General features: G+C 63.0%; 20 protein-coding genes. 16 read left to right on the forward strand and 4 right to left on the reverse strand.

Annotated elements, in window-relative coordinates; all coding sequences use genetic code 11:
* The first annotated feature begins 4 nt into the window (after positions 1 to 4).
* The 9 genes from murD (at position 5) to lpxC (ending at position 10,453) form a co-directional block, all read left to right on the forward strand.
* Positions 5 to 1,351 carry a UDP-N-acetylmuramoyl-L-alanine--D-glutamate ligase gene (gene murD, locus ACYCCG_RS24130; RefSeq protein ID WP_209969721.1) on the forward strand — a complete coding sequence of 449 codons (1,347 nt, stop codon included), beginning with the start codon at positions 5 to 7 and terminating at the stop codon, positions 1,349 to 1,351.
* Positions 1,348 to 2,562, forward strand: a complete 1,215-nt coding sequence (gene ftsW / locus ACYCCG_RS24135; RefSeq protein WP_218115239.1) for a putative lipid II flippase FtsW — start codon at positions 1,348 to 1,350, stop codon at positions 2,560 to 2,562. The genes murD and ftsW overlap by 4 nt, the downstream gene beginning before the upstream one ends.
* The gene (gene murG / locus ACYCCG_RS24140; RefSeq protein WP_176682613.1) at positions 2,552 to 3,631 is read left to right on the forward strand and encodes an undecaprenyldiphospho-muramoylpentapeptide beta-N-acetylglucosaminyltransferase; all 1,080 of its coding nucleotides are present in this window, start codon (positions 2,552 to 2,554) and stop codon (positions 3,629 to 3,631) included. The genes ftsW and murG overlap by 11 nt, the downstream gene beginning before the upstream one ends.
* Entirely contained in the window at positions 3,624 to 5,072 is a 1,449-nt protein-coding gene (murC, locus tag ACYCCG_RS24145) for a UDP-N-acetylmuramate--L-alanine ligase (protein WP_176682614.1), read from the forward strand. The genes murG and murC overlap by 8 nt, the downstream gene beginning before the upstream one ends.
* Complete coding sequence (locus tag ACYCCG_RS24150; protein WP_021784157.1) at positions 5,069 to 6,025, forward strand: D-alanine--D-alanine ligase; 957 nt, start codon at positions 5,069 to 5,071, stop codon at positions 6,023 to 6,025. Before murC ends, ACYCCG_RS24150 begins: the two co-directional genes overlap by 4 nt.
* A 5-nt stretch (positions 6,026 to 6,030) precedes the next feature.
* Complete coding sequence (locus tag ACYCCG_RS24155) at positions 6,031 to 6,900, forward strand: cell division protein FtsQ/DivIB (protein ID WP_176682615.1); 870 nt, start codon at positions 6,031 to 6,033, stop codon at positions 6,898 to 6,900.
* A 14-nt stretch (positions 6,901 to 6,914) separates the two neighbouring features.
* A complete protein-coding gene (gene ftsA / locus ACYCCG_RS24160; protein WP_003251867.1) occupies positions 6,915 to 8,177 on the forward strand; it encodes a cell division protein FtsA in 1,263 nt (420 codons plus the stop codon).
* Positions 8,178 to 8,232: 55 nt separating this feature from the next.
* Positions 8,233 to 9,429 (forward strand): cell division protein FtsZ, encoded by a 1,197-nt coding sequence (ftsZ, locus tag ACYCCG_RS24165; RefSeq protein WP_003251871.1) that lies wholly within the window; start codon positions 8,233 to 8,235, stop codon positions 9,427 to 9,429.
* Positions 9,430 to 9,541: 112 nt separating this feature from the next.
* Positions 9,542 to 10,453, forward strand: coding sequence for a UDP-3-O-acyl-N-acetylglucosamine deacetylase (gene lpxC, locus ACYCCG_RS24170; RefSeq protein ID WP_003251873.1), 912 nt, complete (start codon positions 9,542 to 9,544; stop codon positions 10,451 to 10,453).
* Positions 10,454 to 10,500: 47 nt separating this feature from the next.
* On the opposite strand, the gene ACYCCG_RS24175 is transcribed toward lpxC, so the two are convergent.
* Positions 10,501 to 10,956, reverse strand: a complete 456-nt coding sequence (locus ACYCCG_RS24175) for a DUF721 domain-containing protein (RefSeq protein WP_176682616.1) — start codon at positions 10,954 to 10,956, stop codon at positions 10,501 to 10,503.
* Positions 10,957 to 11,323: 367 nt separating this feature from the next.
* On the opposite strand from ACYCCG_RS24175, the gene secA reads away from it, so the two are divergent.
* The 4 genes from secA (at position 11,324) to ACYCCG_RS24195 (ending at position 17,188) form a co-directional block, all read left to right on the forward strand.
* A complete protein-coding gene (secA, locus tag ACYCCG_RS24180) occupies positions 11,324 to 14,059 on the forward strand; it encodes a preprotein translocase subunit SecA (protein WP_176682617.1) in 2,736 nt (911 codons plus the stop codon).
* Between the two features lie 182 nt (positions 14,060 to 14,241).
* Positions 14,242 to 15,459, forward strand: a complete 1,218-nt coding sequence (gene argJ / locus ACYCCG_RS24185) for a bifunctional glutamate N-acetyltransferase/amino-acid acetyltransferase ArgJ (RefSeq protein ID WP_459672023.1) — start codon at positions 14,242 to 14,244, stop codon at positions 15,457 to 15,459.
* Between the two features lie 155 nt (positions 15,460 to 15,614).
* Entirely contained in the window at positions 15,615 to 16,247 is a 633-nt protein-coding gene (locus ACYCCG_RS24190) for a glutathione S-transferase family protein (protein ID WP_459672024.1), read from the forward strand.
* A complete protein-coding gene (locus ACYCCG_RS24195) occupies positions 16,244 to 17,188 on the forward strand; it encodes a Nudix family hydrolase (RefSeq protein ID WP_339444272.1) in 945 nt (314 codons plus the stop codon). The genes ACYCCG_RS24190 and ACYCCG_RS24195 overlap by 4 nt, the downstream gene beginning before the upstream one ends.
* A 139-nt stretch (positions 17,189 to 17,327) precedes the next feature.
* Here ACYCCG_RS24195 and ACYCCG_RS24200 read toward each other — a convergent pair whose 3' ends face one another.
* From ACYCCG_RS24200 to ACYCCG_RS24210, 3 genes are read right to left on the reverse strand one after another with little or no spacing between them, the layout of a single operon-like run.
* Positions 17,328 to 17,894, reverse strand: coding sequence for a cob(I)yrinic acid a,c-diamide adenosyltransferase (locus ACYCCG_RS24200; protein ID WP_176682620.1), 567 nt, complete (start codon positions 17,892 to 17,894; stop codon positions 17,328 to 17,330).
* 1 nt (position 17,895) lies between these two features.
* Entirely contained in the window at positions 17,896 to 19,926 is a 2,031-nt protein-coding gene (locus tag ACYCCG_RS24205) for a sensor histidine kinase (protein ID WP_209969725.1), read from the reverse strand.
* A 37-nt stretch (positions 19,927 to 19,963) separates the two neighbouring features.
* The gene (locus ACYCCG_RS24210) at positions 19,964 to 20,881 is read right to left on the reverse strand and encodes a putative 2-dehydropantoate 2-reductase (protein ID WP_176682621.1); all 918 of its coding nucleotides are present in this window, start codon (positions 20,879 to 20,881) and stop codon (positions 19,964 to 19,966) included.
* Between the two features lie 100 nt (positions 20,882 to 20,981).
* Here ACYCCG_RS24210 and ACYCCG_RS24215 point away from each other — a divergent pair, with 100 nt between their 5' ends.
* The 3 genes from ACYCCG_RS24215 to ACYCCG_RS24225 all read left to right on the forward strand — a co-directional run bounded on the left by ACYCCG_RS24215 (position 20,982) and on the right by ACYCCG_RS24225 (position 23,795).
* Positions 20,982 to 21,467, forward strand: a complete 486-nt coding sequence (locus ACYCCG_RS24215) for a YajQ family cyclic di-GMP-binding protein (protein WP_003251890.1) — start codon at positions 20,982 to 20,984, stop codon at positions 21,465 to 21,467.
* Positions 21,468 to 21,578: 111 nt separating this feature from the next.
* Complete coding sequence (locus tag ACYCCG_RS24220) at positions 21,579 to 22,421, forward strand: mechanosensitive ion channel family protein (RefSeq protein ID WP_176682623.1); 843 nt, start codon at positions 21,579 to 21,581, stop codon at positions 22,419 to 22,421.
* 129 nt (positions 22,422 to 22,550) lie between these two features.
* A complete protein-coding gene (locus ACYCCG_RS24225) occupies positions 22,551 to 23,795 on the forward strand; it encodes an MFS transporter (protein ID WP_176682624.1) in 1,245 nt (414 codons plus the stop codon).
* Positions 23,796 to 24,394: the final 599 nt, after the last annotated feature.

The following is a 24,394-nucleotide window of genomic DNA, read 5'->3' on the forward strand; positions in this document are numbered from 1 at the left end:
GAGCGTGTCTTTGATCGCTTCCGACCAATTCCGCATCGTTGTCGGCCTCGGCAAGAGCGGCATGTCCCTGGTTCGCTTCCTGGCGAGCCGGGGCATTGCCTTTGCGGTCGCCGATACCCGCGAGCAACCGCCGGAACTGGAAACCCTGCGCCGTGATTACCCGCAGGTGGAAGTGCGCTGTGGTGAACTGGACGTGGACTTCCTGTGCCGCGCCAACGAGTTGTACGTGAGCCCCGGTCTGGCCTTGGCCACGCCGGCCTTGCAGCAGGCGGCCGCGCGTGGCGTGAAGCTGTCTGGCGACATCGAGCTGTTTGCTCGCCATGCCAAGGCGCCGATCATTGCCATCAGCGGTTCCAACGCCAAGAGCACCGTCACGACGCTGGTCGGTGAAATGGCCGCCAAGGCCGGTAAACGCGTGGCCGTGGGCGGTAACCTCGGTACCCCGGCGCTCGACCTGCTGGCCGATGACATCGAACTGTACGTGCTGGAGCTTTCCAGCTTCCAACTGGAAACCACTGACCAGCTCAACGCCGAAGTGGCGACCGTTCTGAACATCAGCGAAGACCACATGGACCGCTATAGCGGCCTTCCGGCCTACCACCTGGCCAAGCACCGGATCTTCCGCGGGGCCAGGCAGGTGGTGGTGAACCGTCAGGATGCCCTCAGCCGGCCATTGCCCGTGGAGGGCCGCCCATGCTGGACCTTCGGCCTCGGCCAGCCGGACTTCAAAGCCTTTGGCCTGCGCGAAGTGGGTGGTGAAAAATACCTGGCGTTCGAGTTCCAGGCATTGATGCCGGCGCGCGAACTGAAGGTTCGCGGCGCCCACAACCAGAGCAACGCCCTGGCAGCACTGGCCTTGGGCCATGCTGCCGGTCTGCCGTTCGAGCCGATGCTCGAGGCCCTGCGCGAGTTCAGTGGCCTGGCCCACCGGTGCCAGTGGGTGCGCGAGCGTAACGGCGTTAACTGGTACGACGACTCCAAGGCCACCAACGTCGGTGCTGCCCTGGCCGCCATCGAAGGCCTGGGCGCGGATATCGAAGGCAAGCTGGTGCTGATCGCCGGTGGTGATGGCAAAGGTGCCGAATTCACTGCGTTGCGCGAGCCGGTCAAGCGTTACTGCCGCGCCGTGGTATTGCTTGGCCGTGATGCCGAGCGCCTGGCCGAGGCGTTGGGCGATGCTGTGCCGCTGGTTCGGGTCAAGACCCTTGACGATGCCGTACAGCAGTGTGCCGAGCTGGCCCGGGCCGGCGATGCCGTGCTGCTGTCGCCGGCATGCGCCAGCCTTGACATGTTCAAGAACTTCGAGGAACGCGGGCGCCTGTTCGCCCAGGCAGCGGGAGGTCTTGCATGATCTTCGGCATCTTCAAGCCCTACCCGTCGCCGCTGATCAGCGGCCGTGGCATCGACCTGGACTTCCCGATGCTCGCCGGTTGCCTGGCCTTGCTGGGCCTGGGCCTGGTGATGATCACTTCGGCATCCTCGGAAGTGGCTGCTGTACAGTCCGGCAACCCGCTATATCACATGTTCCGCCACCTGGTGTACGTGTTCCTTGGCCTGGTGGCCTGTGGTGCAACGCTGCTGGTGCCGATCGCCACTTGGCAGCGCATGGGCTTCATGATGCTGCTTGGCGCCTTCGGCCTGCTGGTACTGGTACTGGTGCCGGGGATTGGCCGTGAAGTCAACGGCTCCATGCGCTGGATCGGTTTCAGCTTCTTCAACGTTCAGCCTTCGGAAATCGCCAAGGTGTTCGTGGTCATCTACCTGGCCGGCTACCTGGTACGCCGACAGACCGAGGTGCGCGAAACCTGGATGGGCTTCTTCAAGCCGTTCATCGTGCTGCTGCCCATGGCCGCCTTGCTGCTGATGGAACCGGACTTCGGCGCCACCGTGGTGATGATGGGCGCGGCGGCGGCCATGTTGTTTTTGGGAGGGGTGGGGCTGTTCCGCTTCAGCCTGATGGTGGTGCTGGCGGTGCTGGCGGTATTTGTCCTGGTGCAGGCGCAGCCCTACCGGATGGCGCGCCTTATTACCTTCACCGACCCCTGGGCCGATCAGTTCGGCTCCGGCTACCAGCTGACCCAGGCACTGATTGCCTTTGGCCGTGGCGAGTGGCTGGGCGTTGGCCTGGGCAACAGCGTGCAGAAGCAGTTCTACCTGCCTGAAGCGCACACCGACTTCGTGTTCTCGGTCCTGGCGGAAGAACTGGGCGTGGTCGGCTCGCTGCTGACCGTCGCGCTGTTCGTGTTTGTCACCGTGCGCGCCCTTTACATCGGCCTGTGGGCCGAAAAAGCCAAACAGTTCTTTGCCGCCTACATGGCGTTCGGCCTGGCTTTCCTGTGGATTGGCCAGTTCCTGATCAACATCGGTGTGAACGTCGGCCTGCTGCCGACCAAGGGCCTGACCCTGCCGTTTCTCAGTTACGGGGGGAGCTCGCTGGTGATCTGCTGCGCCTGCGTGGGCCTGTTGCTGCGCATCGAGTGGGAGAGCCGCACGCACCTGGGCAGTGAGGAGCACGAATTCAGCGAAAGCGATTTTGCCGAGGAGACCAGTCATGGCCGCTGAAGGCAAAAATGTATTGATCATGGCCGGCGGCACCGGGGGGCACGTATTCCCGGCGCTCGCCTGCGCCCGTGAGTTCCAGGCGCGCGGTTACAGCGTGCACTGGCTGGGCACCCCGCGTGGCATCGAGAACGAACTGGTGCCGCAGGCGGGTTTGCCATTGCATCTGATTCAGGTCAGCGGCTTGCGTGGCAAGGGCAAGCTGTCGTTGCTCAAGGCGCCTTTCATCTTGGTCAAGGCCGTACTGCAGGCACGGCGCATCATTCGCCAGCTCAAGCCCGTATGTGTCCTGGGCTTTGGCGGCTATGTGACCGGCCCCGGCGGCGTGGCCGCGCGGCTTTGCGGCGTGCCACTGGTGATCCATGAGCAGAACGCCAGGGCCGGTACCGCCAATCGGTTGCTGGTGCCACTCTCGGCGCGGGTCTGCGAAGCTTTCCCGAACACCTTCGAGGCCAGCGACAAACGTCGCACCACCGGCAACCCGGTGCGCCCGGAACTCTTCATGGACGCGCAACGTGCGCCCTTGGGCGAGCGCCGTGCACGCCTTTTGGTGCTGGGGGGCAGCCTGGGTGCGGAACCATTGAACAAATTGTTGCCTAAGGCCCTGTCCGAAGTGCCCGCCGCGCTGCGGCCAGAGGTGTTCCACCAGGCCGGCAAGCAACACGCGCCGATCACCGCCGAGCGTTATCACGAGGCGGGTGTCGCGGCTCAGGTAGAGCCCTTCATCAAAGACATGGCCCAAGCTTATGGCTGGGCCGACCTGGTGGTGTGCCGGGCCGGTGCCCTGACCGTCAGCGAACTGGCGGCAGCAGGCCTGCCTTCGATGCTGGTGCCTTTGCCCCATGCGATCGACGATCACCAGACCCACAACGCCCAATATCTGGCCCGCGAAGGCGCTGCCTTCCTGATGCCACAAGCGACAACTGGCGCAGCGCAACTTGCTGAACGCCTGAACGAGGTGCTGATGCAACCCGAGAAACTCAACGTCATGGCTGGCACCGCACGGCGCCTGGCCAAACCTGCTGCAACCAGCACCGTGGTCGATATCTGCCTGGAGGTGGCCCATGGTTGAGAGCCAGAAAGCCATGCCCCAGCCGAAGATGGGCCGTATTCGCCGCATTCACTTCGTCGGCATCGGCGGCGTTGGCATGTGCGGTATTGCCGAAGTCTTGCTGAACCTGGGCTATGAAGTGTCCGGTTCGGACCTTAAGGCCTCGCCGGTTACCGAGCGCCTGGAGTCCTTCGGCGCCGAGATTTTCGTCGGCCACCGCGCCGAGAACGCCGCCACCGCCGATGTGCTGGTGGTGTCCAGCGCCATCAACCCGGCCAACCCGGAAGTCGCCACCGCCCTGGAGCGGCGCATTCCGGTGGTGCCGCGTGCCGAGATGCTCGCCGAGCTGATGCGTTACCGCCATGGCGTGGCCGTTGCCGGTACTCACGGCAAGACCACCACGACCAGCCTGCTGGCTTCAGTGTTCGCCGCAGGTGGCCTGGACCCGACCTTCGTCATCGGTGGCCGCCTTACCGCTGCCGGCACCAATGCCCAGCTGGGCACCAGCCGCTACCTGATCGCCGAAGCAGACGAAAGCGATGCCAGCTTCCTGCACCTGCAGCCGATGGTGGCCGTGGTCACCAACATCGATGCCGACCACATGGCGACCTACGAAGGTGACTTCAACAAGCTGAAGAAAACCTTCGTCGAGTTCCTGCACAACCTGCCGTTTTATGGGCTGGCGGTGATGTGTCTGGACGACCCGGTGGTTCGCGAGATCCTGCCGCAGGTGAAGCGCCCGACCGTGACCTACGGCTTCAGCGAAGAGGCCGACATCCGCGCCATCAATGTGCGTCAGCAGGGCATGCAGACCCACTTCACCGTGCTGCGCCGTGATCGCGAGCCGTTGGAGGTTTCCGTGAACATGCCCGGCAACCACAACGTGCTCAACGCCCTGGCCACCATTGCCATCGCCACTGACGAAGGCATTACTGACGAGGCCATCATCCAGGGCCTGTCCGGCTTCCAGGGTGTCGGCCGTCGCTTCCAGGTGTACGGCGAGCTGCCGGTCGAAGGCGGCAGTGTGATGCTGGTCGACGACTACGGCCATCACCCGACCGAAGTGGCTGCGGTGATCAAGGCTGTACGCGGTGGCTGGCCAAGCCGCCGTCTGGTGATCGTCTACCAGCCGCACCGCTACAGCCGCACCCGCGACCTGTACGACGATTTCGTCCAGGTGCTGGGTGATGCCAACGTGCTGCTGCTGATGGAGGTCTACCCGGCCGGTGAAGAGCCGATCCCCGGTGCCGACAGCCGTCAGCTGTGCCACAGCATCCGCCAGCGCGGCAAGCTGGACCCGATCTATATCGAGCGCGGCGCCGAGCTGGCGCCGCTGGTCAAGCCACTGCTGCGCGCTGGCGACATCCTGCTCTGCCAGGGTGCCGGTGATGTTGGCGGCCTGGCCCCGCAGTTGATGAAAAGCCCGCTGTTCGCAGGCGCCAAGCAGGAGAAGTCGAAATGACCAGCGCCTACGACAAGCTGCACTCGACCCTGGACGTCAAGGCGTTCGGCCGCGTCGCTGTGCTTTACGGTGGCAAGAGCGCCGAGCGAGAGGTGTCGTTGAAGTCCGGCGCCGCAGTGATTGATGCACTGAGCACTGCCGGTGTCGACGTGGTCGCCATCGACGTCGGTGACGACCTGCTCGCGCGCCTGCAAAGCGAGAAGATCGACCGCGCCTTCATCATCCTCCACGGCCGTGGCGGTGAAGACGGGAGCATGCAAGGCTTGCTGGAGTGCCTGGGCATCCCCTACACCGGCAGCGGCATCCTGGCTTCAGCGCTGGCGATGGATAAGCTGCGCACCAAGCAGGTGTGGCAGAGCCTGGGCATTCCCACACCACGCCACGCAGTGTTGGCGAGCGAAAGCGATTGTTTGCAGGCCAGTACGGAACTGGGCTTCCCGCTTATCGTCAAACCCGCCCATGAAGGCTCTAGCATCGGCATGGCCAAGGTGAACAGCGCCCAGGAACTGGTCGCCGCCTGGCAGGACGCCGCCAAATACGATTCCCAGGTACTGGTGGAGCAGTGGATCCACGGTCCGGAGTTCACCATCGCGGTACTGCGCGGCCAGGTGCTGCCGCCGATCGCCCTGGGTACGCCGCACGTGTTCTACGACTACGACGCCAAGTACATCGCCAACGATACCCAGTACCGCATCCCGTGCGGGCTGGATAGCGTCAAGGAACAGGAACTGATCGACCTGACCGCGCGCGCCTGCAATGCCATTGGCATCGAGGGCTGGGGGCGGCTGGACGTGATGCAGGACGAGCAGGGCCGGTTCTGGCTGCTCGAAGTCAACACTGCACCGGGCATGACAGATCATAGCCTGGTGCCCATGGCGGCCCGCGCGGCTGGCCTGGACTTCCAGCAACTGGTGCTGGCAATCCTGGCCGAAAGCGTGGCGACGCGAGGTTAATAACCATGCAAGGCGCAATGATACGTCAGCAGCAACCCGTTACCGGCCGTAGCAAGCCGGTGCCGCGTGGTGCCAGCCGGCTGGTGGCCGACGAGCCCGTATCGGCGCGCCTGCCTCGGCCAAGCCTGGGCGGCCTCAAGCGCTTGCTGTGGCCGGTGTTGCTGGTGGCGGCCGGCTTTGGTGCCTATGAGGGCGCCGTTCGCCTGATGCCGTACGCCGACCGCCCGATCACCAAGATCGATGTGCAGGGTGACCTTAGCTACATCAGTCAGCAGTCGGTGCAGCAGCGTATCGCGCCCTATGTGGCGGCGAGCTTCTTCAGCGTCGACCTGCCGGCGATGCGGGCCGAGCTCGAGCAGATGCCGTGGATCGCCCACGCCGAAGTGCGCCGGGTGTGGCCCGACGAGGTGGTGATCCGCCTTGAAGAACAGCTGCCGGTGGCACGCTGGGGTGATGCAGCCCTGCTGAACAACCAGGGTCAGGCTTTCACCCCGCGCGAGCTGGCCAACTATGAGCACCTGCCGCAGCTGGCCGGGCCGCAGCGTGCTCAGCAACAAGTCATGCAGCAGTATCAGGTACTGAGCCAGATGCTGCGCCCCTTGGGCTTTTCCATCGCTCGCCTGGAGCTGCGCGAGCGAGGCAGCTGGTTCCTGACCACCGGTGCGAGCAGTGCCGGGCCAGGCATCGAGTTGCTGCTGGGGCGCGATCATCTGGTGGAGAAGATGCGCCGTTTCATTGCCATTTACGACAAGACACTCAAAGACCAGATCACCACTATCGCCCGCATTGATCTGCGTTATTCCAACGGACTTGCCGTTGGTTGGCGGGAACCGATTGCACCGACGACGGCCCAACCCGCCGTTGCGAAGAATTAGAGAGAGGCAGGACCATGGCAAACGCGCATAGCGGCAAAATGATCGTCGGGCTGGACATTGGCACCTCCAAGGTGGTGGCGCTGGTGGGCGAAGTGGGCGAAGACGGCACCCTGGAAATCGTCGGGATCGGCACCCATCCGTCCCGTGGCCTGAAAAAAGGCGTGGTGGTGAACATCGAGTCCACCGTGCAGTCGATCCAGCGCGCCGTGGAAGAGGCGCAACTGATGGCCGGTTGCCGTATCCACTCGGCGTTCGTCGGTGTGGCCGGTAATCACATCCGCAGCCTGAACTCCCACGGCATCGTCGCCATTCGTGACCGCGAGGTCAGCCTGGCCGACCTGGAGCGCGTACTCGACGCTGCCCAGGCCGTGGCGATTCCGGCCGACCAGCGCGTGCTGCACACCTTGCCGCAGGACTACGTGATCGACAACCAGGAAGGCGTGCGCGAGCCGCTGGGCATGTCTGGCGTGCGCCTGGAAGCCAAGGTTCACGTGGTCACTTGCGCGGTCAACGCCGCCCAGAACATCGAAAAGTGTGTGCGCCGCTGCGGCCTGGAAATCGACGACATCATTCTCGAGCAGCTGGCTTCAGCCTACTCGGTGCTGACCGATGATGAAAAAGAGCTGGGCGTGTGCCTGGTGGACATCGGTGGCGGCACCACCGACATCGCCATCTTCACCGAGGGCGCCATCCGCCACACGGCGGTCATCCCGATTGCTGGCGACCAGGTGACCAACGATATCGCCATGGCCCTGCGTACCCCGACCCAGTACGCCGAAGAAATCAAGATCCGCTACGCCTGCGCCCTGGCCAAACTGGCTGGCGCTGGCGAGACCATCAAGGTGCCGAGCGTGGGCGATCGTCCACCGCGCGAGCTGTCGCGCCAGGCCCTGGCCGAGGTGGTGGAGCCACGTTACGACGAGCTCTTCACCCTGATCCAGGCCGAACTGCGCCGCAGCGGCTACGAAGACCTGGTGCCCGCTGGCATCGTCCTCACCGGCGGCACCGCGAAGATGGAGGGCGCCGTGGAACTTGCCGAGGAAATCTTCCACATGCCGGTACGCCTGGGCGTGCCGCACAGCGTTCGGGGGCTGAGCGACGTGGTGCGCAACCCGATCTATTCCACTGGTGTGGGCTTGCTCACCTACGGCCTGCTGAAGCAGTCCGAAGACTTGGCCCTGACCGGTAACAGCAACAGCAGCAGCAACAGCTATGGCGATGAACCGAAGGCCCCAGTGCTTGAACGCTTCAAGAAATGGGTCCAGGGCAACTTCTAAGTTTCAAAGCAGTAGTGGTAGGCGCGACAACTAGAGAACTGTAAGGAGAGGGAAAATGTTCGAGCTCGTAGACAACGTCCCGCAAAGCCCGGTCATCAAAGTGATCGGCGTTGGTGGTGGTGGCGGCAACGCCGTCAATCACATGGTCAAGAGCAGCATCGAAGGCGTGGAATTCATCTGCGCCAACACCGATGCCCAGGCGCTGAAAAACATTGGCGCGCGCACCATCCTGCAATTGGGCACGGGTGTGACCAAGGGCCTGGGTGCCGGTGCCAATCCGGAAGTCGGCCGTCAGGCCGCGCTGGAAGACCGTGAGCGCATCGCTGAAGTGCTGCAGGGCACCAACATGGTGTTCATCACCACTGGCATGGGTGGCGGTACCGGTACCGGTGCAGCGCCAATCATTGCCGAAGTGGCCAAGGAAATGGGGATCCTCACCGTTGCAGTGGTGACCCGTCCGTTCCCGTTCGAAGGCCGCAAGCGCATGCAGATCGCCGATGAAGGCATCCGCATGCTGGCTGAAAGCGTCGACTCGTTGATCACCATCCCCAACGAGAAGCTGCTGACCATCCTGGGCAAGGATGCCAGCCTGCTGTCCGCCTTCGCCAAGGCTGACGATGTACTGGCCGGTGCCGTACGCGGTATCTCCGACATCATCAAGCGCCCCGGCATGATCAACGTCGACTTCGCCGACGTGCGCACCGTGATGGGTGAAATGGGCATGGCCATGATGGGTACTGGTTGCGCCAGCGGCCCGAACCGTGCGCGTGAAGCCACCGAGGCAGCTATCCGTAACCCGCTGCTGGAAGACGTCAACCTGCAGGGCGCCCGCGGTATCCTGGTGAACATCACCGCAGGCCCGGACCTGTCGCTGGGTGAGTACTCCGACGTGGGTAGCATCATCGAAGCCTTCGCCTCCGACCACGCCATGGTCAAGGTCGGCACCGTGATCGACCCCGACATGCGTGACGAACTGCACGTGACCGTGGTGGCCACTGGTCTGGGTGCACGCATCGAGAAGCCTGTGAAGGTCGTCGACAACACCCTGCAGACTGCCCAGCAGGCGTACGAAGCGTCCAATCCTGCGCCGGTGCGCCAGGAGCAGCCAGCGGTCAACTACCGTGACCTGGAGCGCCCGACCGTCATGCGCAACCAGGCGCATGCAGGTGCTGCCGCAGCCGCTAAACTGAACCCTCAGGATGACCTGGACTACCTCGATATCCCGGCATTCCTGCGTCGTCAGGCTGATTAATGGAATTTATCAGGGGTATAAAGGTGATTGGTATTCATCAAAGGTTGGGTCTGTTATCATCCCCAGCCTTTGTTGATACCTGTTCGCAATTTGCGCTGAAGCGGCCAATGCCATGATTAAACAACGCACCCTGAAGAATACCATCCGTGCCACAGGTGTCGGTCTGCACTCCGGGGAGAAGGTTTACCTGACCCTCAAGCCTGCACCTGTTGACACCGGCATCGTCTTCCGCCGCGCCGACCTCGACCCTGTGGTCGAGATCCCTGCGCGTGCGGCCAACGTCGGCGAGACAACCATGTCGACGACGTTGGTCAACGGTGACGTCAAGGTCGATACGGTCGAGCACCTGCTCTCCGCCATGGCGGGCCTGGGCATCGATAACGCCTACGTCGAGCTCTCCGCCTCGGAAGTGCCGATCATGGATGGCAGCGCCGGTCCTTTTGTATTCCTGATTCAGTCTGCCGGCCTGGAAGAACAGGACGCAGCCAAGAAGTTCATCCGCATCCTGCGTGAGGTAACCGTGGAAGAGGGCGACAAGCGCGCCACGTTCCTGCCTTTCGAAGGTTTCAAGGTGAGCTTCGAGATCGATTTCGATCACCCGGTGCTTCGCAACCGGACCCAGAGCGCCAGCGTCGACTTTTCCAGCACCTCGTTCGTGAAGGAAGTCAGCCGCGCGCGTACTTTTGGCTTCATGCGTGACATCGAGTACCTGCGCAAGCACAACCTTGCGTTGGGTGGCAGTGTCGAGAACGCCATCGTGGTCGATGAGGACGGCGTGCTCAACGAAGACGGCCTTCGTTACGAAGACGAATTCGTCAAGCACAAGATCCTCGACGCCATCGGCGATCTGTACCTGCTGGGCAACAGCCTGATCGGCGAGTTCAAGGGCTTCAAGTCCGGCCACGCGCTGAACAATCAGCTGTTGCGCAAGCTGATAGCTGAAACCGATGCCTGGGAAGTGGTCACTTTCGAAGATGCCAGTACGGCACCGATCTCGTACATGCGCCCTGTTGCGGCCGTGTAAGTTCGAACACTCTCTAGTTCATTAAGGCCACCTTCGGGTGGCCTTTTCTATGGCTTGTCCAGGGCGTGGGCGGCCAACCGTTCCAGTGCTGCGCGCAGTTTGGGGTCGGTAATGCCCTCGGCGGTGTCGCGCAGGCTCTCGGCCGCGCTGTTAGAAAGCTCGGCAGCATGCCCGCCACGCTTGGCCGGCACCAGCGGCGGCTGTACCTTGTACAGAATGCGCCTGAGGTTGCCGAATGCTTCCATGGCCTGCAGTGCCGCCAGCAAACGCTTCTGCTGGTAGCGCAGGCGGGTGGCCCAATGGCCGTCGGTTACCACCAGCAACAAAGTGCCATCGCGCCAGGACGCCACATGGCAGTGCTCGCGGGCAGCCGGTTGCAACTGGCTTTCCAGCAGGCGCTGCAAGTGCTCCAGGCGCTCGGCCTGGTTCAGTAGCAGGCGCAGCGGGCGCACCTGGCGCAGCAGGGCGGAGGGCGGCTGGGCGGGGGAGGGTTTATAGGCCATGGGAGTACGCGTGAGGTGACGTGGGCACAGTCTAACATCTCCGTTGCCTGTGCCGGCCTCTTCGCGGGTGAACCCGCTCCCACAGGGTTATCGATACCTCGAGCAGGTTCACCCGCGAAGAGTCCGGCACAGGCAGCCAAAGACAAGACTGGTTCTCGATAGCTTTCATGTTGCCAAGCCTTGAACTCAGGGAAAATGCCCCTATCTAAAACAGGCCCCTGCCAAAACGCTGTATCAGCATCGTGGAAATCCACCACTTTCCTCACCATCGTTTCCGGGTAGAATGCTCGTTCGCATGCGGCCTATGGGCTGCACGGGCGACTCACGGGGCCGCCCTCCATCCCTACGTGTGGAAGATCCTGCCGATATGTTTGCGCCTTTGTTAAAAAAACTTTTTGGAAGCAAGAACGAGCGTGAAGTCAAACGCATGCTCAAGACGGTGAGTATCGTCAATGCCTTCGAAGAGAAGATGGTGGCCCTCTCCGACGAGCAACTGCGGGGCAAGACCGTAGAGTTCAAAGAGCGCCTGGCCAAAGGCGAGACACTGGACCAATTGCTGCCCGAAGCCTTCGCCGTGGCCCGCGAGGCCGGCAAGCGCGTAATGGGCATGCGCCATTTCGATGTGCAGTTGATCGGCGGCATGACCCTGCACGAGGGCATGATCGCAGAAATGCGCACCGGTGAAGGCAAGACCTTGGTCGGTACCCTGGCCGTCTACCTCAACGCATTGTCCGGCAAGGGCGTGCACGTGGTCACCGTCAACGACTACCTGGCGCGCCGTGACGCCAACTGGATGCGCCCGCTGTACGAATTCCTCGGTCTGTCGGTCGGTATCGTTTCGGCCTTCCAGCCGCCGGAAGAAAAGCGCGCCGCCTATGCCGCCGACATCACCTACGGCACCAACAACGAGTTCGGTTTCGACTACCTGCGCGACAACATGGCGTTCAGCCAGGACGAGAAGTTCCAGCGTGAACTGAACTTCGCCGTGATCGACGAAGTCGACTCCATCCTCATCGACGAAGCGCGTACCCCGCTGATCATTTCCGGTCAGGCCGAGGACAGCTCCAAGCTGTACATCGAGATCAACCGCCTGATCCCGCGCCTCACCCAGCACATCGAAGAGGTCGAAGGCCAGGTCACCCAGGAAGGCCACTTCAGCATCGACGAGAAGAGCCGCCAGGTCGAGCTGAACGAAGCCGGTCACCAGTTCATCGAAGAGATGCTGGCCCAGGCGGGCCTGCTGGCCGAAGGTGAGAGCCTGTACTCCGCGCACAACCTGGGCTTGCTGACACACGTCTACGCCGGTCTTCGTGCACACAAGCTGTTCCACCGCAATGTCGAGTACATTGTCCAGGACGGCCAGGTTCTGCTGATCGACGAACACACCGGCCGTACCATGCCGGGTCGTCGCCTGTCCGAGGGCCTGCACCAGGCCATCGAGGCAAAAGAGAACCTGAACATCCAGGCCGAGAGCCAGACCCTGGCTTCGACTACCTTCCAGAACTACTTCCGCCTGTACACCAAGCTGTCCGGCATGACCGGTACCGCCGACACCGAAGCGTTCGAGTTCCAGTCGATCTATGGTCTGAACGTGATGGTCATTCCGCCGAACAAGCCGCTGGCGCGTAAGGACTACAACGACCTGGTGTACCTGACCGCTGACGAGAAATACGCCGCGATCATCGCCGACATCAAGGAAAGCATGAAGCTGGGCCGCCCGGTGCTGGTGGGTACCGCGACCATTGAAACTTCCGAGCACATGTCCAACCTCCTGAAAAAGGAAGGTATCGACCACAAGGTGCTCAACGCCAAGTATCACGAGAAGGAAGCCGAGATCATCGCGCAAGCAGGTGCGCCAGGTGCACTGACCATCGCCACCAACATGGCTGGCCGTGGTACCGACATCCTGCTGGGCGGTAACTGGGAAGCCGAAGTGGCTGCCCTGGAAAACCCGACCGCCGAGCAGATCGCCCAGATCAAGGCCGACTGGCAGAAGCGTCACCAGCAAGTGATCGAAACGGGTGGCCTGCATGTAATCGCTTCCGAGCGCCACGAGTCGCGCCGTATCGACAACCAGTTGCGTGGCCGCTCCGGTCGCCAGGGCGACCCGGGTTCCAGCCGCTTCTACCTGTCGCTGGAAGACAGCCTGATGCGCATCTTCGCCTCTGACCGGGTGAAGAACTTCATGAAGGCACTGGGCATGCAGTCGGGCGAGGCCATCGAGCACCGCATGGTCACCAACGCTATCGAGAAAGCCCAGCGCAAGGTCGAAGGCCGCAACTTCGACATTCGTAAGCAATTGCTCGAATATGACGACGTCGCCAACGAGCAGCGCAAGGTGATCTACCACATGCGCAACAGTCTGCTGGCTGCCGATAACATTGGCGACACCATCGTCGAATTCCGCAAGGAAGTACTGGACGCTACCATCAGCCAGCACATTCCGCCGCAGTCGCTGCCAGAGCAGTGGGACGTAGCCGGCCTGGAGGCTTCGCTGGCCAGCGATTTCGCCATCAAGTTGCCGATCCAGCAATGGCTCGACGAGGACGACCACCTCTACGAAGAGACCTTGCGCGAGAAGCTGCTGAGCGAGATCACCGCTGCCTACAACGAGAAGGAAGACCAGGCTGGTCTCGAGGCCCTGCGAACCTTCGAGAAGCAGATTCTGCTGCGCGTGCTGGACGACCTGTGGAAAGACCACCTGTCGACCATGGACCACCTGCGTCACGGTATTCACCTGCGTGGTTATGCGCAGAAGAACCCGAAGCAGGAGTACAAGCGCGAGTCGTTCAGCCTGTTCCAGGAACTGTTGGAGTCGATCAAGCGCGACACCATCCGCGTGCTGTCGCACGTACAGGTTCGCCGCGAAGACCCGGCCGAAGAAGAAGCCCGCCTGCGCCGCGAGGCTGAAGAGCTGGCTAGCCGCATGCAATTCCAGCACGCCGCCGTATCCGGCCTGGAAAGTGAGCAACTGAGCGAAGAGGGAGCCGAAGTAGCGGTAGCCTCGGCGCCAGTACGCAATGACCAGAAGCTGGGCCGCAACGAGCCGTGCTGGTGCGGTTCGGGCAAGAAGTTCAAGCATTGCCATGGTCAGATCGAGTGATCTGAACCTTACGTTGTACAAGCCTGGGGCTGCTTTGCGGCCCTTTCGCGACACAAGGCCGCTCCCACAGGTGCCGCGCTCGTCCATGAACGGGCGCGATCCTTGTGGGAGCGGCCTTGTGTCGCGATGGGGCGCGAAGCGGCCCCTTTTTCGACATCATCGTTTTTTCTAGGAGCGCTCTAATGGCTGTTGGTCTTGGTCCTTTGCCCACCCTGCACCCGGTTCCGGGTTTTGAACTCGGTATCGCTTCTGCCGGTATCAAGCGCCCGGGGCGCAAGGATGTGGTGGTCATGCGCTGTGCCGAAGGTTCCAGCGTGGCCGGCGTGTTCACCCTCAACGCCTTCTGCGCAGCGCCGGTGATCCTGTCCAAGCAGCGTGTACAGGGCACCGTGCGCTACCTGCTGACCAACACGGGGAACGCCAACGCCGGCACCGGCGCGCCAGGCCTGGCCGCCGCCGAGCGCACCTGCGCCAAGCTGGCCGAACTGGCTGGCGTACCGGCCGAATCGGTACTGCCGTTCTCCACCGGCGTGATCGGTGAGCCGCTGCCGGTCGAGAAGATCGAAGGCGCGCTGCAGGCCGCGCTCGACAACCTGTCGGAAAACAACTGGGCTGAGGCCGCTACCGGCATCATGACCACCGACACCCTGCCCAAGGGGGCCAGCCGCCAGTTCCAGCACCATGGCGTGACCGTTACCGTCACCGGCATCAGCAAGGGGGCAGGCATGATCCGCCCGAACATGGCGACCATGCTGGGCTACATCGCCACCGACGCCAAGGTGGCACCGAAGGTTCTCAAGGACCTGATGCTGGACGGCGCCAACAAGTCGTTCAACCGCATCACGATCGATGGTGACACCTCGACCAACGATTGCTGCATGCTGATCGCTACCGGCAAGGCTGACCTGCCGGAAGTGACCGAAGCCAGCGGCGCGCTCTTCGAAGCGTTGAAAAAGGCCGTGTTCGAAGTGTGCATGGAAGTGGCCCAGGCCATCGTCCGTGACGGCGAAGGTGCGACCAAGTTCGTGACCGTGCAGGTCAACGGTGGTGGCAACCACCAGGAGTGCCTGGATGTCGGCTACGCCGTGGCCCACTCGCCGCTGATCAAGACCGCGCTGTTCGCCTCCGACCCGAACTGGGGCCGTATCCTTGCCGCCGTAGGCCGTGCCGGCGTACCGGAGTTGGATGTGAGCCTGATCGATGTTTACCTGGACAACGTTTGCATTGCGAGCCAAGGCGGCCGCAGCCCGAGCTATACCGAGGCGCAGGGTTCGGCAGTGATGGCCCAGGAAGAGATCACCATCCGAATCGAACTGGGCCGTGGCCAGTGCAGCGAAACCATCTGGACGACCGACCTGTCCCACGAGTACGTGAAGATCAACGCCGAGTACCGTACCTGATCTACTGATCCGAAAGCCTCTTCACGGGCACGCCCGCTCCCACAGGTGTTGCAATGCCTGCAGGAGCGGTGCGGTCCCTGTAGGAGCGGGCTTGCCCGCGAAAGGCCGCGCAGCGGCCTGCGGGTTTTGCAATACAAACCTGATGGAGCCGAACCATGAGCTATCACCTGATCATCGGCGACAAGCTGTACTCCTCCTGGTCGCTGCGTGGCGCCCTGGCCCTCGAGCTGGCTGGCATACCCTACGAAGAAACCCTGATCAAGCTGAACCAGCCTGATACCCGTCAGCGCATTCTCGCGTACTCCGCCACCGGCAAGGTACCGCTGCTCAAGACCGAGCTCGGTGTGATCGCTGACTCGCTGGCCATTGCCGAATACCTCAACGAACGCCACCCCGAAGCCCAGCTGTGGCCTGCCGATGTGGCCGCGCGTGCCCAGGCCCGTTCGGCCTGTGCGCAGATGCATAGCGGCTTCTTTGCCCTGCGCGGCGCCATGCCGTTCGACTTGTCGCGCGACCAGGCGCTGGAAAGCGTGCCGCTGGACGTACAAATCGACATCGACCGTATTGTTGCGCTGTGGTCCGAATGCCGTCTGGTGGCCAAGGACAGCGGCCCGTTCCTGTTCGGCAAGGCAAGCCTGGCCGATGCCTTCTTTGCCCCGGCGGCGGTGCGCCTGCGTACCTACCGCGTAGAAGTCCCCGCTGAGGCGGCAGCCTACATCGAGACCATTTATCAGTGGCCAGCCTTCCAGGCATGGCAACAGGCAGGCCTGGAGGAGCGTAAAGCGTGAAACGGATTCATGTAGTAGCGGCCGTCATTCGCGGTGCTGATGGCCGTATTCTGATCGCACGCCGTGCCGACACCCAGCACCAGGGCGGCTTGTGGGAGTTCCCCGGTGGCAAGGTGGAAGAAGGCGAAAGCGTCGAAGCGGCGCTTGCCCGCGAGTTGCGCGAGGAGCTGGGTATCGAGGTAAGCCGGTCGCGTGCGCTGATCAAGGTCAGCCATGACTACCCGGACAAGCAGGTGCTGCTGGACGTGCGCGAAGTCGAGGCGTTCACTGGCGAACCCCATGGTGCCGAAGGCCAGCCGCTGGAATGGGTTGCCCCGCGCGATTTGCCGCAGTACGAATTCCCTGAGGCCAACAAGCCGATCATCGCCGCTGCGCGCCTGCCGGACCAGTACCTGATCACCCCGGATGGCCTGGAGGTGCCGCAGCTGCTCAAGGGCATCCAGAAGTCGGTGGCCAATGGCATTCGCCTGATCCAGTTGCGTGCCCCGGACATGTACGATCCCAAGTACCGCGACGTGGCGGTGGATGCGGTCGGGCTGTGTGCGGGCAAGGCGCAGTTGATGCTTAAAGGGCCGCTGGAATGGCTGGGTGATTTCCCGGCGGCCGGTTGGCACCTGACGGCCGCGCAACTGCGCAAGTACGCTGCCAGGGGCCGGCCATTCCCCAAGGAACGCTGGCTGGCCGCGTCCTGCCACAGTGCCGAGGAGCTGGCGCTGGCTGAGCAGATGGACGTGGACTTTGTCACCTTGTCGCCAGTGCAGGCGACCCAGACTCATCCGGATGCGGTGCCGCTGGGCTGGGATGAGGCGCAGCGCCTGATTGCCGGGTTCAACAAGCCGGTTTATCTGCTGGGTGGGGTAGGGGCGAGTGAGCGTGAGCAGGCCTGGGAAGCGGGTGCACAGGGTGTGGCCGGGATCCGGGCGTTCTGGCCCGAGGTTTGAGTCCCCTGTAACAGGGGCCGCTGCGGGGCCCATTCGCGGGCTTGCCCGCTCCCACAGAAAACTCACAAGCTTCAAGCGTGCTCGAAACCTGTGGGAGCGGGCAAGCCCGCGAATGGGCTGCAAAGCAGCCCCAGAAGTATCAGCCTTTGGGTTTCTCGGCGGGCTGCCACAAAACCTCAGCCACCCCCTGGCGGCGCCCGATGATCCGCGCCGCCACGAACAATAGATCGGAAAGCCGGTTGATATACGTCATCCCAACGCCTTCCAGTGGCTCCACGGCATTCAACTGCTGACACCGGCGCTCTGCACTGCGCGCCAGGCTGCGGCACACATGCGCCTGCGCCACCAGCGCCGAACCACTGGGCAGAATGAAGTTCTTCAGCGGCCCCAGTTCTTCGTTCCACACATCGATGGCCGCCTCCAGGCGTTCCACTTCCGCCAGGTTCAACGCCTGGTAACTGGGCATCGCCAGCTCGCCGCCCAGGTCGAACAAGCGGTGCTGACACGGCGCCAGTACTGTGGCCACCTCATTCAGCCCGTGCTCGGCGAGCCCCGCCAGCAGCAACCCCAACTGGCTGTTCAGGCTGTCCACCTCGCCAATCGCTTCGATCCGCGGGTGGTCCTTGGGCACCCGACGGCCGTCGCCCAGGCCGGTTTCGCCTTTGTCGCCGGTGCGGGTATAGATTTTCGAAAGGCGGTAGCCCATGTCATTGCTCCGTTCTGGTCGGCGCCGCCGCTGTCGGCTGGCTGAGGGGCAGGCGCAGGGTAAAGCAGGTGCCCTGGCCTGGCGTGGATTGCACTTCCATCTGCCCCTTGTGGTTATTGGTGATGATGAAGTACGAGACTGACAGGCCCAGCCCGGTGCCCTGGCCGATTTCCTTGGTGGTGAAGAACGGCTCGAAGGTGCGCTTGCGCACTGCCTCGGGCATGCCGACGCCGTTGTCCTCGACCTGGATTTCCGCCCATGGCGGGTTCAGCCGTGTGCGCAGTGTGATACGCCCGGGCTCGCTGGGTTGCGGGCGTTGGTGGATGGCCTGGGCTGCGTTCTTCAGCAAGTTGAGCAGTACTTGTTCCAGCTCGTTGGCGGTGCAGGGCACCGGCCCCAGGTCGGGGTCGAACTGGCGCACGATGGCTTGCCCCTTGAAGTCGAAGCCTATGGCCAGGTCGAAGTCATTGCCGGCAATTTCAAGCGCCTGATCAATCAGTGCCGGCAGTTCACATGGCACCAGTTGGCGGTTGCTGCGGCGGCTGAAACTGAGCATGTGGGTGACGATCTTCGCCGCCCGGGCGCCGGCCTGCTGAATGCCGTCGAGCAGTTGCGGCACCTCGCGGCTGTCCAGGTAGCGGTTGATCGTGGCCAGGTCGATGCCCAGCTCTTCGGCCTGTTCCTGGTTGCGCGGCAGGTCGGACGACAGGCGCCGGCGAATGTTCTGCACATTGTGCAGGATAGCGCCCAGCGGGTTGTTGATTTCGTGCGCCATGCCGGCAGCCAGGCCGCCGACCGAGAGCATTTTTTCCGACTGCACCATCATCTCTTCCAATGACAGGCGCTGGGTGATGTCGTCGATACGAATGACCACGCCGCGCCCGCCGCCGCCGGTCAGTGGGTAGAAGGTCAGGGCGTAGTGGCGCAGGTCGTCGCCCTTGGGCCAGGTTACCCGCTCGATCTTCGCCACTCGATGTTTTTCCACGGTTTCCTTCAGCTGCGGGAGGAACGGCTTCAGCGGCTCGAACGCAATGAACACCGGCTGGTTGAGTGCCTCGTCCAGTGGCGTGCCGGAAAGCACCGTGGCTTCGTGGTTCCATTGGGTCACGTAAAGCTGTTCGTCGAGGGCAATCAGTGCCGAGGGCATCGAGTCGATGATGCTGTTGAGGTAGTTCTGGAAACCGGTGAGTTTTTTTTCGATCTTGCTGCGTACCTGTACTTCCAGTTCCAGCTTGCGGTTGGTGTGGCGGGTTTCCTCGGCAAGGCCCTGAGCCTGGTCGTAGGCGCTCTGGAACTCGTCGCGGGCGCTCTTGAGCTGCTGCTCGCGGGCCTCGATGCGCGACAGCATGGTGTTGAAGGCCTCGGCCAGGCTGCCGATCTCATCGTCGTTGCCGCGCTGGGCGCGCAAGGCATAGCTCTCTTCGCGGGTAACCTGGCGGCTGAGTTCCTCAAGCTGGTTGATCGGTTGTGTGATCAGGCGCTTGATCTGCCGGGCGATGACGATCCATAGCAGGACACTGAATACCAGGATGCCCAGGCTGGCGCTGAGTGTGCCGGTGTAGAAGGCCATGGGCAGTTCGCTGCTGGCTACCAGTAGCAAGTGTGCCGGTGGGTTGGCATCGCGGGGGATACGGATCAACTGAGTGCTGCGAAACTCCATCAGGCGCCAGCCGTCGATGTTTCGAAAACGCTTGGGCAGGGCCAGCGGCTCGCCGTGCTGCAACTGCGCCAGCATCCGCCCATCGCCACCGTAGACGGCGGCGGCACGCAGCGGTGTGTAATTGTCCAGTTCCTTGAGCAGGGCATTGGCAGTGTCCGGGGTGTCGCCGGCGCGGGCTGCAAGCTGTGGATTGGCTACCAGTCGGCCGATGGTCTGCAGAGCCTGCGGCGCCATGCTTTCCTGGGTGATCCAGTAGGCGGCGCTGATGAAAGTGAGGTTGGCCACCAGCAAGATGGTCACCAGCAATACCAGCAGGGCCGCCAGCAGCTTCTGCCCGACCGGGAGGTTTTCCAGGCGTTGGCGCAAGGTCATGGGCAAGGCAATGTCCGTATCCGGTTGAAGGGGCGCGTCAGTCGCAGGGCAAACCACGCACGCGCAGGTTTTCGACCAAGCGCTGCAGCAGGTGTTCCAGCTGCGGCAGTTGCAGGCCATGACGGGTGGCTGCGCGGCAAGCATGGCCGAGCAGGTAGTGCAACTCGGTGCGCCGTCCTGCATGCACGTCCTGGTACATGGAAGAGTAGTTGGCTGCGGTGGCCAGGATTACCCGCTGCACTTCTTCGTCCAGCCCCTCGGCTGCTTGCGGCTGGCCGCAACGGCGCAGCAGTCGGGCCAGCTCGGCGCACAGGGCCTGAACTTCACCCAGGTGCCCCAGCAGCCCGCCATTCTGGCAATCGTGAAGCACGGTCAGCGGGTTGATGGCGCAATTGAGCGCCAGCTTGCGCCACAGTCGGGTGAGTATGTCCACTGTCCATTCCGCGGGGATACCGGCTTCGTGCAGGTCATCGAACCAGGCGGGGACCATGGGGTTACCTGGGTCGCCCAGCCAGTTGAAGCCATGGCCGGCAAAACGCACCTGCCAGTCCCCCTCGCGGAAGGCGCCTTCGGTGCTGGAGACGAAGATGCAGCGAGCGTGCGGCACCAGGTCGGCGACTTCATCCTGACTGCCCAGGCCATTCTGCAGCAGCAGCACCTCGGCGCTTTCGGCCAACCGCGGCGCTACACTGGCAATCGCCGGGGCAGCGTCATAGGCTTTGCAGGCCACCAGCAGGCGGTGAATCGGGCCTTGCGCCTGCGCGGTTTCGGCAGGTATGGCGTAGTGCCGGGTTTGCTCCTGTTCGGCCAGGGACAGGCCACCGGCCTGCTGATAAGCCTGCAGCCGCTGCCCGTCACGCAGGATCAGGCGCACGGCCTTGCCTGCGCGTGCCAGGCGGCAGGCCCACAGACTGCCCAGGCTACCGGCGCCGAGAATATGCCAGGTGCTGCTCATATGCGTTTCGCAACCCGTTATAATGAGCCCGCATTTTAACCTTCAAACCCAGCGCGCTCCATCTTCAGCCTGAGCGCGCTTTTATTTTGGGAGAACCACCATGCCTTCGTTCGACGTGGTATCGGAACTGGACAAGCACGAAGTGCAGAACGCGGTCGACAACGCCATCAAGGAACTGGACCGCCGCTACGACCTCAAGGGCAAAGGCACCTTCGAGTTCAAGGACAAAGAGCAGACCGTGATGCTCACCGCGGAGGAAGAGTTCCAGCTCGAGGCGATGCTGGAAATCCTGCGCCTGGCACTGGTCAAGCGCAAGATCGACGTGAAGTGCCTGGAAACCAAGGACCCTTACGCCTCCGGCAAGGAAAAGAAACAGGAAGCCAAGTTCCGCGAAGGCATCGACAAGGACCTGGCGAAAAAGATCGTTGCCACCATCAAGGATGGCAAGTTGAAAGTACAGGCCGCCATCCAGGGTGAGCAGGTACGGGTAACCGGCAAGAAACGTGACGATCTGCAGGAAGCCATTGCCCTGCTGCGCACCAAGGAATTCGACATGCCGCTGCAGTTCAACAACTTCCGCGACTGATGCGGGGCCGGAACCCCGATGGCTAAATGATGTCCATGGGGGCCGGGGTTGCGTAAATACATGCGCGGCCTGTTCTACCGTGTACTTGCCGCTCGGCATCAGGAGATGAATATGGATTTGAACGCTGAGGTCGATCAGCTCGTCCGCCAATCCCAGACGTGGATCCCTTTGATCATGGAATACGGCAGCCGTGTGCTGCTGGCACTGCTCACCCTGGCGGTTGGCTGGTGGATCATCAACAAGGTCAGCGCCCGCCTCGGCAGGCTCGTTGGCCTGCGCAACGCCGACCTGGCGCTGCAGGGCTTCATCAGCTCTCTGGCAAACATCGTGCTGAAGGTGCTGCTGTTGGTCAGTGTGGCCTCGATGATCGGCATCGAGACCACCTCGTTCGTCGCCGCCATCGGTGCTGCAGGCCTGGCCATCGGCCTGGCCTTGCAGGGCAGCCTGGCGAACTTCGCCGGTGGTGTGCTGATTCTGATGTTCCGCCCGTTCCGTATCGGTGACTGGATCGAAGCACAGGGCGTGGCCGGCACCGTCGACAGTATCCAGATCTTCCACACCGTGCTGCGCACCGCTGACAACAAGACGGTCATCATGCCCAATGGCAGCCTGTCCAACGGCATCATTACCAACACCAACCGTCAGCCGACGCGCAAGGTGGTGTTCGATGTGGGCGTTGACTACGAGGCCGACCTGCAGACGGCCCGCAATGTGTTGCTGGAGCTGGCAAAGGACCCACGCGTCCTGCAAGACCCGGCACCGCAGGCGGTCGTGTCGACGCTGGGCGACAGCTCGATCACCGTATCGCTGCGCTTGTGGACCAAGACCTCCGATTACTGGGACGTGATGTTCATGCTCAACGAGTATGCGCGTGACCGCTTGAAGGCCGAAGGGATCGACATTCCGTTTCCGCAGCGGGTCATTCGTGTGGTGCAGGAGACTGCAACGCAGTAATACCGCGTCAAAGCTGGGGCCGCAAAGCGGCCCCGGTTTTTTTCCTACCTTGATTACACTTGTTCACAGCAACTTCCAACAATTTCTGGCATATAGCCTGACCCCGCCTGCCACACCCGATACGCCATCATGAAACCACTGCTGTATATCACCCCTCTGCGCGCCTTGCTGTTCGGCCTGACCTTGGCCCTGTTCGAACTGCTGACCTACCTGGCCAGCGACGCGGTCATGCCGGCCATGCCGGTCGTGGTCGGCGACCTCGACGCCAGCCCTGAATACATACCCCATGCCCTCAACCTGTACCTGCTGGGGGGCGTGGTACTGCAATGGCTGATCGGCCCGCTGGCCGACCGCTATGGACGGCGCCCGCTGCTGCTGGTTGGCTGCGCATTCTTTGGCCTGGCCTGCCTGGCTACCTTCTGGGTCCAGGGCATCGGCCTGTTCAACCTGTTGCGCCTTTTGCAGGGCATTGGCCTGGGTTTTGTGGTCACTGTCAGCTACCCGGCCCTGAATGAGGCTTTCAGCGAGGCTGATGCCGTACGCATGATGGCCCTGCTGGCCAACATCGCCTTGTTGTCGCCCTTGCTCGGACCGCTGGTGGGCACTCTGCTGCTGCAATGGCTGGACTGGCGCTGGCTGTTCGTGGCGTTCGCCATCGGCGCGGTGCTGGCCTGGCTGCTGTTGTACCGCCTCATGCCGGAAACCCTGGGGGTGGAGCGCCGTGACGGTTCGCGGCTGGCATTCACGCCGATTCACCTGCTGCCACTGTTGGCGGGCTATGGCCAGTTGCTGGCCAACCGCCGCTTCGTTGCAGGCAGCGCTGCCCTTGGGTTGGTCGGCTTACCGCTGATTGGCTGGATCGGTCTGTCGCCGGTGCTGCTGATTCACGATGAGGGGTTGAGTACCCTGGAGTATGCCTTGTGGCAGTTGCCGGTGTTTGGCGGGCTGATCCTCGGTAACCTGATCATCAACCGTATTGCTGACCGCTATCCGCTGCCAGCCTTGGTGCGTGGCGCGCTCTGGCCATACCTGGCCGGCCTGTGCCTGATGGTGCTGGCGACCTGGTACTGGCCGAGCGTGACCAGCCTGGTGGCGGGCATGTCGCTGTATGCGCTGGGGTTGGGCGTGGCCAATGCGGTGCTGTACCGCATGACGCTGTTCTCCAGTGAACAGAGCAAGGGTCTGGTTTCGGCCATGCTGGGGATGATCACCATTGCCCTGCTCGGGCTCGGAGGGGCGCTGCTGGCGATGATTGGCGCCGGTGCCAGCTTGCTGCATTTTGCCCTGGCGGCGGGGGTGGCGGGGGCGTTGGCGCTGTGGCCGCTGTGGTTTGTGGTGGGTGGGCGGCCTGGGGAAGGGGCTGTAGCTCGATAATCGGTATTGCCTGTGCCGGCCTCTTCGCGGGTAAACCCGCTCCTACAAGGCGACGCGGCCCGGCCTCTTCGCGGGTGAACCCGCTCCTACAAGGCGACGCGGCCGGCCTCTTCGCGGGTAAACCCGCTCCTACAAGGCGACGCGGCCCGGCCTCTTCGCGGGTGAACCCGCTCCTACAAGGCGACGCGGCCCGGCCTCTTCGCGGGTAAACCCGCTCCTACAAGGCGACGCGGCCCGGCCTCTTCGCGGGTGAACCCGCTCCTACAAGGCAACGCGGCCCGGCCTCTTCGCGGGTGAACCCGCTCCTACAAGGCAACGCGGCCCGGCCTCTTCGCGGGTGAACCCGCTCCTACAAGGCAACGCGGCCCGGCCTCTTCGCGGGTGAACCCGCTCCTACAAGGCAACGCGGCCCGGCCTCTTCGCGGGTGAACCCGCTCCTACAAGGCAACGCGGCCCGGCCTCTTCGCGGGTGAACCCGCTCCTACAAGGCGACGCGGCCCGGCCTCTTCGCGGGTGAACCCGCTCCTACAAGGCAACGCGGCCCGGCCTCTTCGCGGGTGAACCCGCTCCTACAAGGCAACGCGGCCCGGCCTCTTCGC

It is taken from the genome of Pseudomonas sp. VEM90 (genome assembly GCF_054611535.1).

What these genes read in the sequence shown, in the direction of transcription:
- secA (WP_176682617.1), top strand. Translation starts at nt 11,324, where the DNA reads ATGTTTGCGCCTTTGTTAAAAAAACTTTTTGGAAGCAAGAACGAGCGT.
- argJ (WP_459672023.1), top strand. Translation starts at nt 14,242, where the DNA reads ATGGCTGTTGGTCTTGGTCCTTTGCCCACCCTGCACCCGGTTCCGGGT.
- ACYCCG_RS24150 (WP_021784157.1), top strand. Translation starts at nt 5,069, where the DNA reads ATGACCAGCGCCTACGACAAGCTGCACTCGACCCTGGACGTCAAGGCG.
- ACYCCG_RS24220 (WP_176682623.1), top strand. Translation starts at nt 21,579, where the DNA reads ATGGATTTGAACGCTGAGGTCGATCAGCTCGTCCGCCAATCCCAGACG.
- ACYCCG_RS24215 (WP_003251890.1), top strand. Translation starts at nt 20,982, where the DNA reads ATGCCTTCGTTCGACGTGGTATCGGAACTGGACAAGCACGAAGTGCAG.
- lpxC (WP_003251873.1), top strand. Translation starts at nt 9,542, where the DNA reads ATGATTAAACAACGCACCCTGAAGAATACCATCCGTGCCACAGGTGTC.
- ftsZ (WP_003251871.1), top strand. Translation starts at nt 8,233, where the DNA reads ATGTTCGAGCTCGTAGACAACGTCCCGCAAAGCCCGGTCATCAAAGTG.
- ftsA (WP_003251867.1), top strand. Translation starts at nt 6,915, where the DNA reads ATGGCAAACGCGCATAGCGGCAAAATGATCGTCGGGCTGGACATTGGC.
- ACYCCG_RS24205 (WP_209969725.1), bottom strand. Translation starts at nt 19,926, where the DNA reads ATGACCTTGCGCCAACGCCTGGAAAACCTCCCGGTCGGGCAGAAGCTG.
- murC (WP_176682614.1), top strand. Translation starts at nt 3,624, where the DNA reads ATGGTTGAGAGCCAGAAAGCCATGCCCCAGCCGAAGATGGGCCGTATT.
- ACYCCG_RS24200 (WP_176682620.1), bottom strand. Translation starts at nt 17,894, where the DNA reads ATGGGCTACCGCCTTTCGAAAATCTATACCCGCACCGGCGACAAAGGC.
- ACYCCG_RS24155 (WP_176682615.1), top strand. Translation starts at nt 6,031, where the DNA reads ATGCAAGGCGCAATGATACGTCAGCAGCAACCCGTTACCGGCCGTAGC.
- ACYCCG_RS24190 (WP_459672024.1), top strand. Translation starts at nt 15,615, where the DNA reads ATGAGCTATCACCTGATCATCGGCGACAAGCTGTACTCCTCCTGGTCG.
- murG (WP_176682613.1), top strand. Translation starts at nt 2,552, where the DNA reads ATGGCCGCTGAAGGCAAAAATGTATTGATCATGGCCGGCGGCACCGGG.
- ACYCCG_RS24225 (WP_176682624.1), top strand. Translation starts at nt 22,551, where the DNA reads ATGAAACCACTGCTGTATATCACCCCTCTGCGCGCCTTGCTGTTCGGC.
- ftsW (WP_218115239.1), top strand. Translation starts at nt 1,348, where the DNA reads ATGATCTTCGGCATCTTCAAGCCCTACCCGTCGCCGCTGATCAGCGGC.
- ACYCCG_RS24210 (WP_176682621.1), bottom strand. Translation starts at nt 20,881, where the DNA reads ATGAGCAGCACCTGGCATATTCTCGGCGCCGGTAGCCTGGGCAGTCTG.
- ACYCCG_RS24175 (WP_176682616.1), bottom strand. Translation starts at nt 10,956, where the DNA reads ATGGCCTATAAACCCTCCCCCGCCCAGCCGCCCTCCGCCCTGCTGCGC.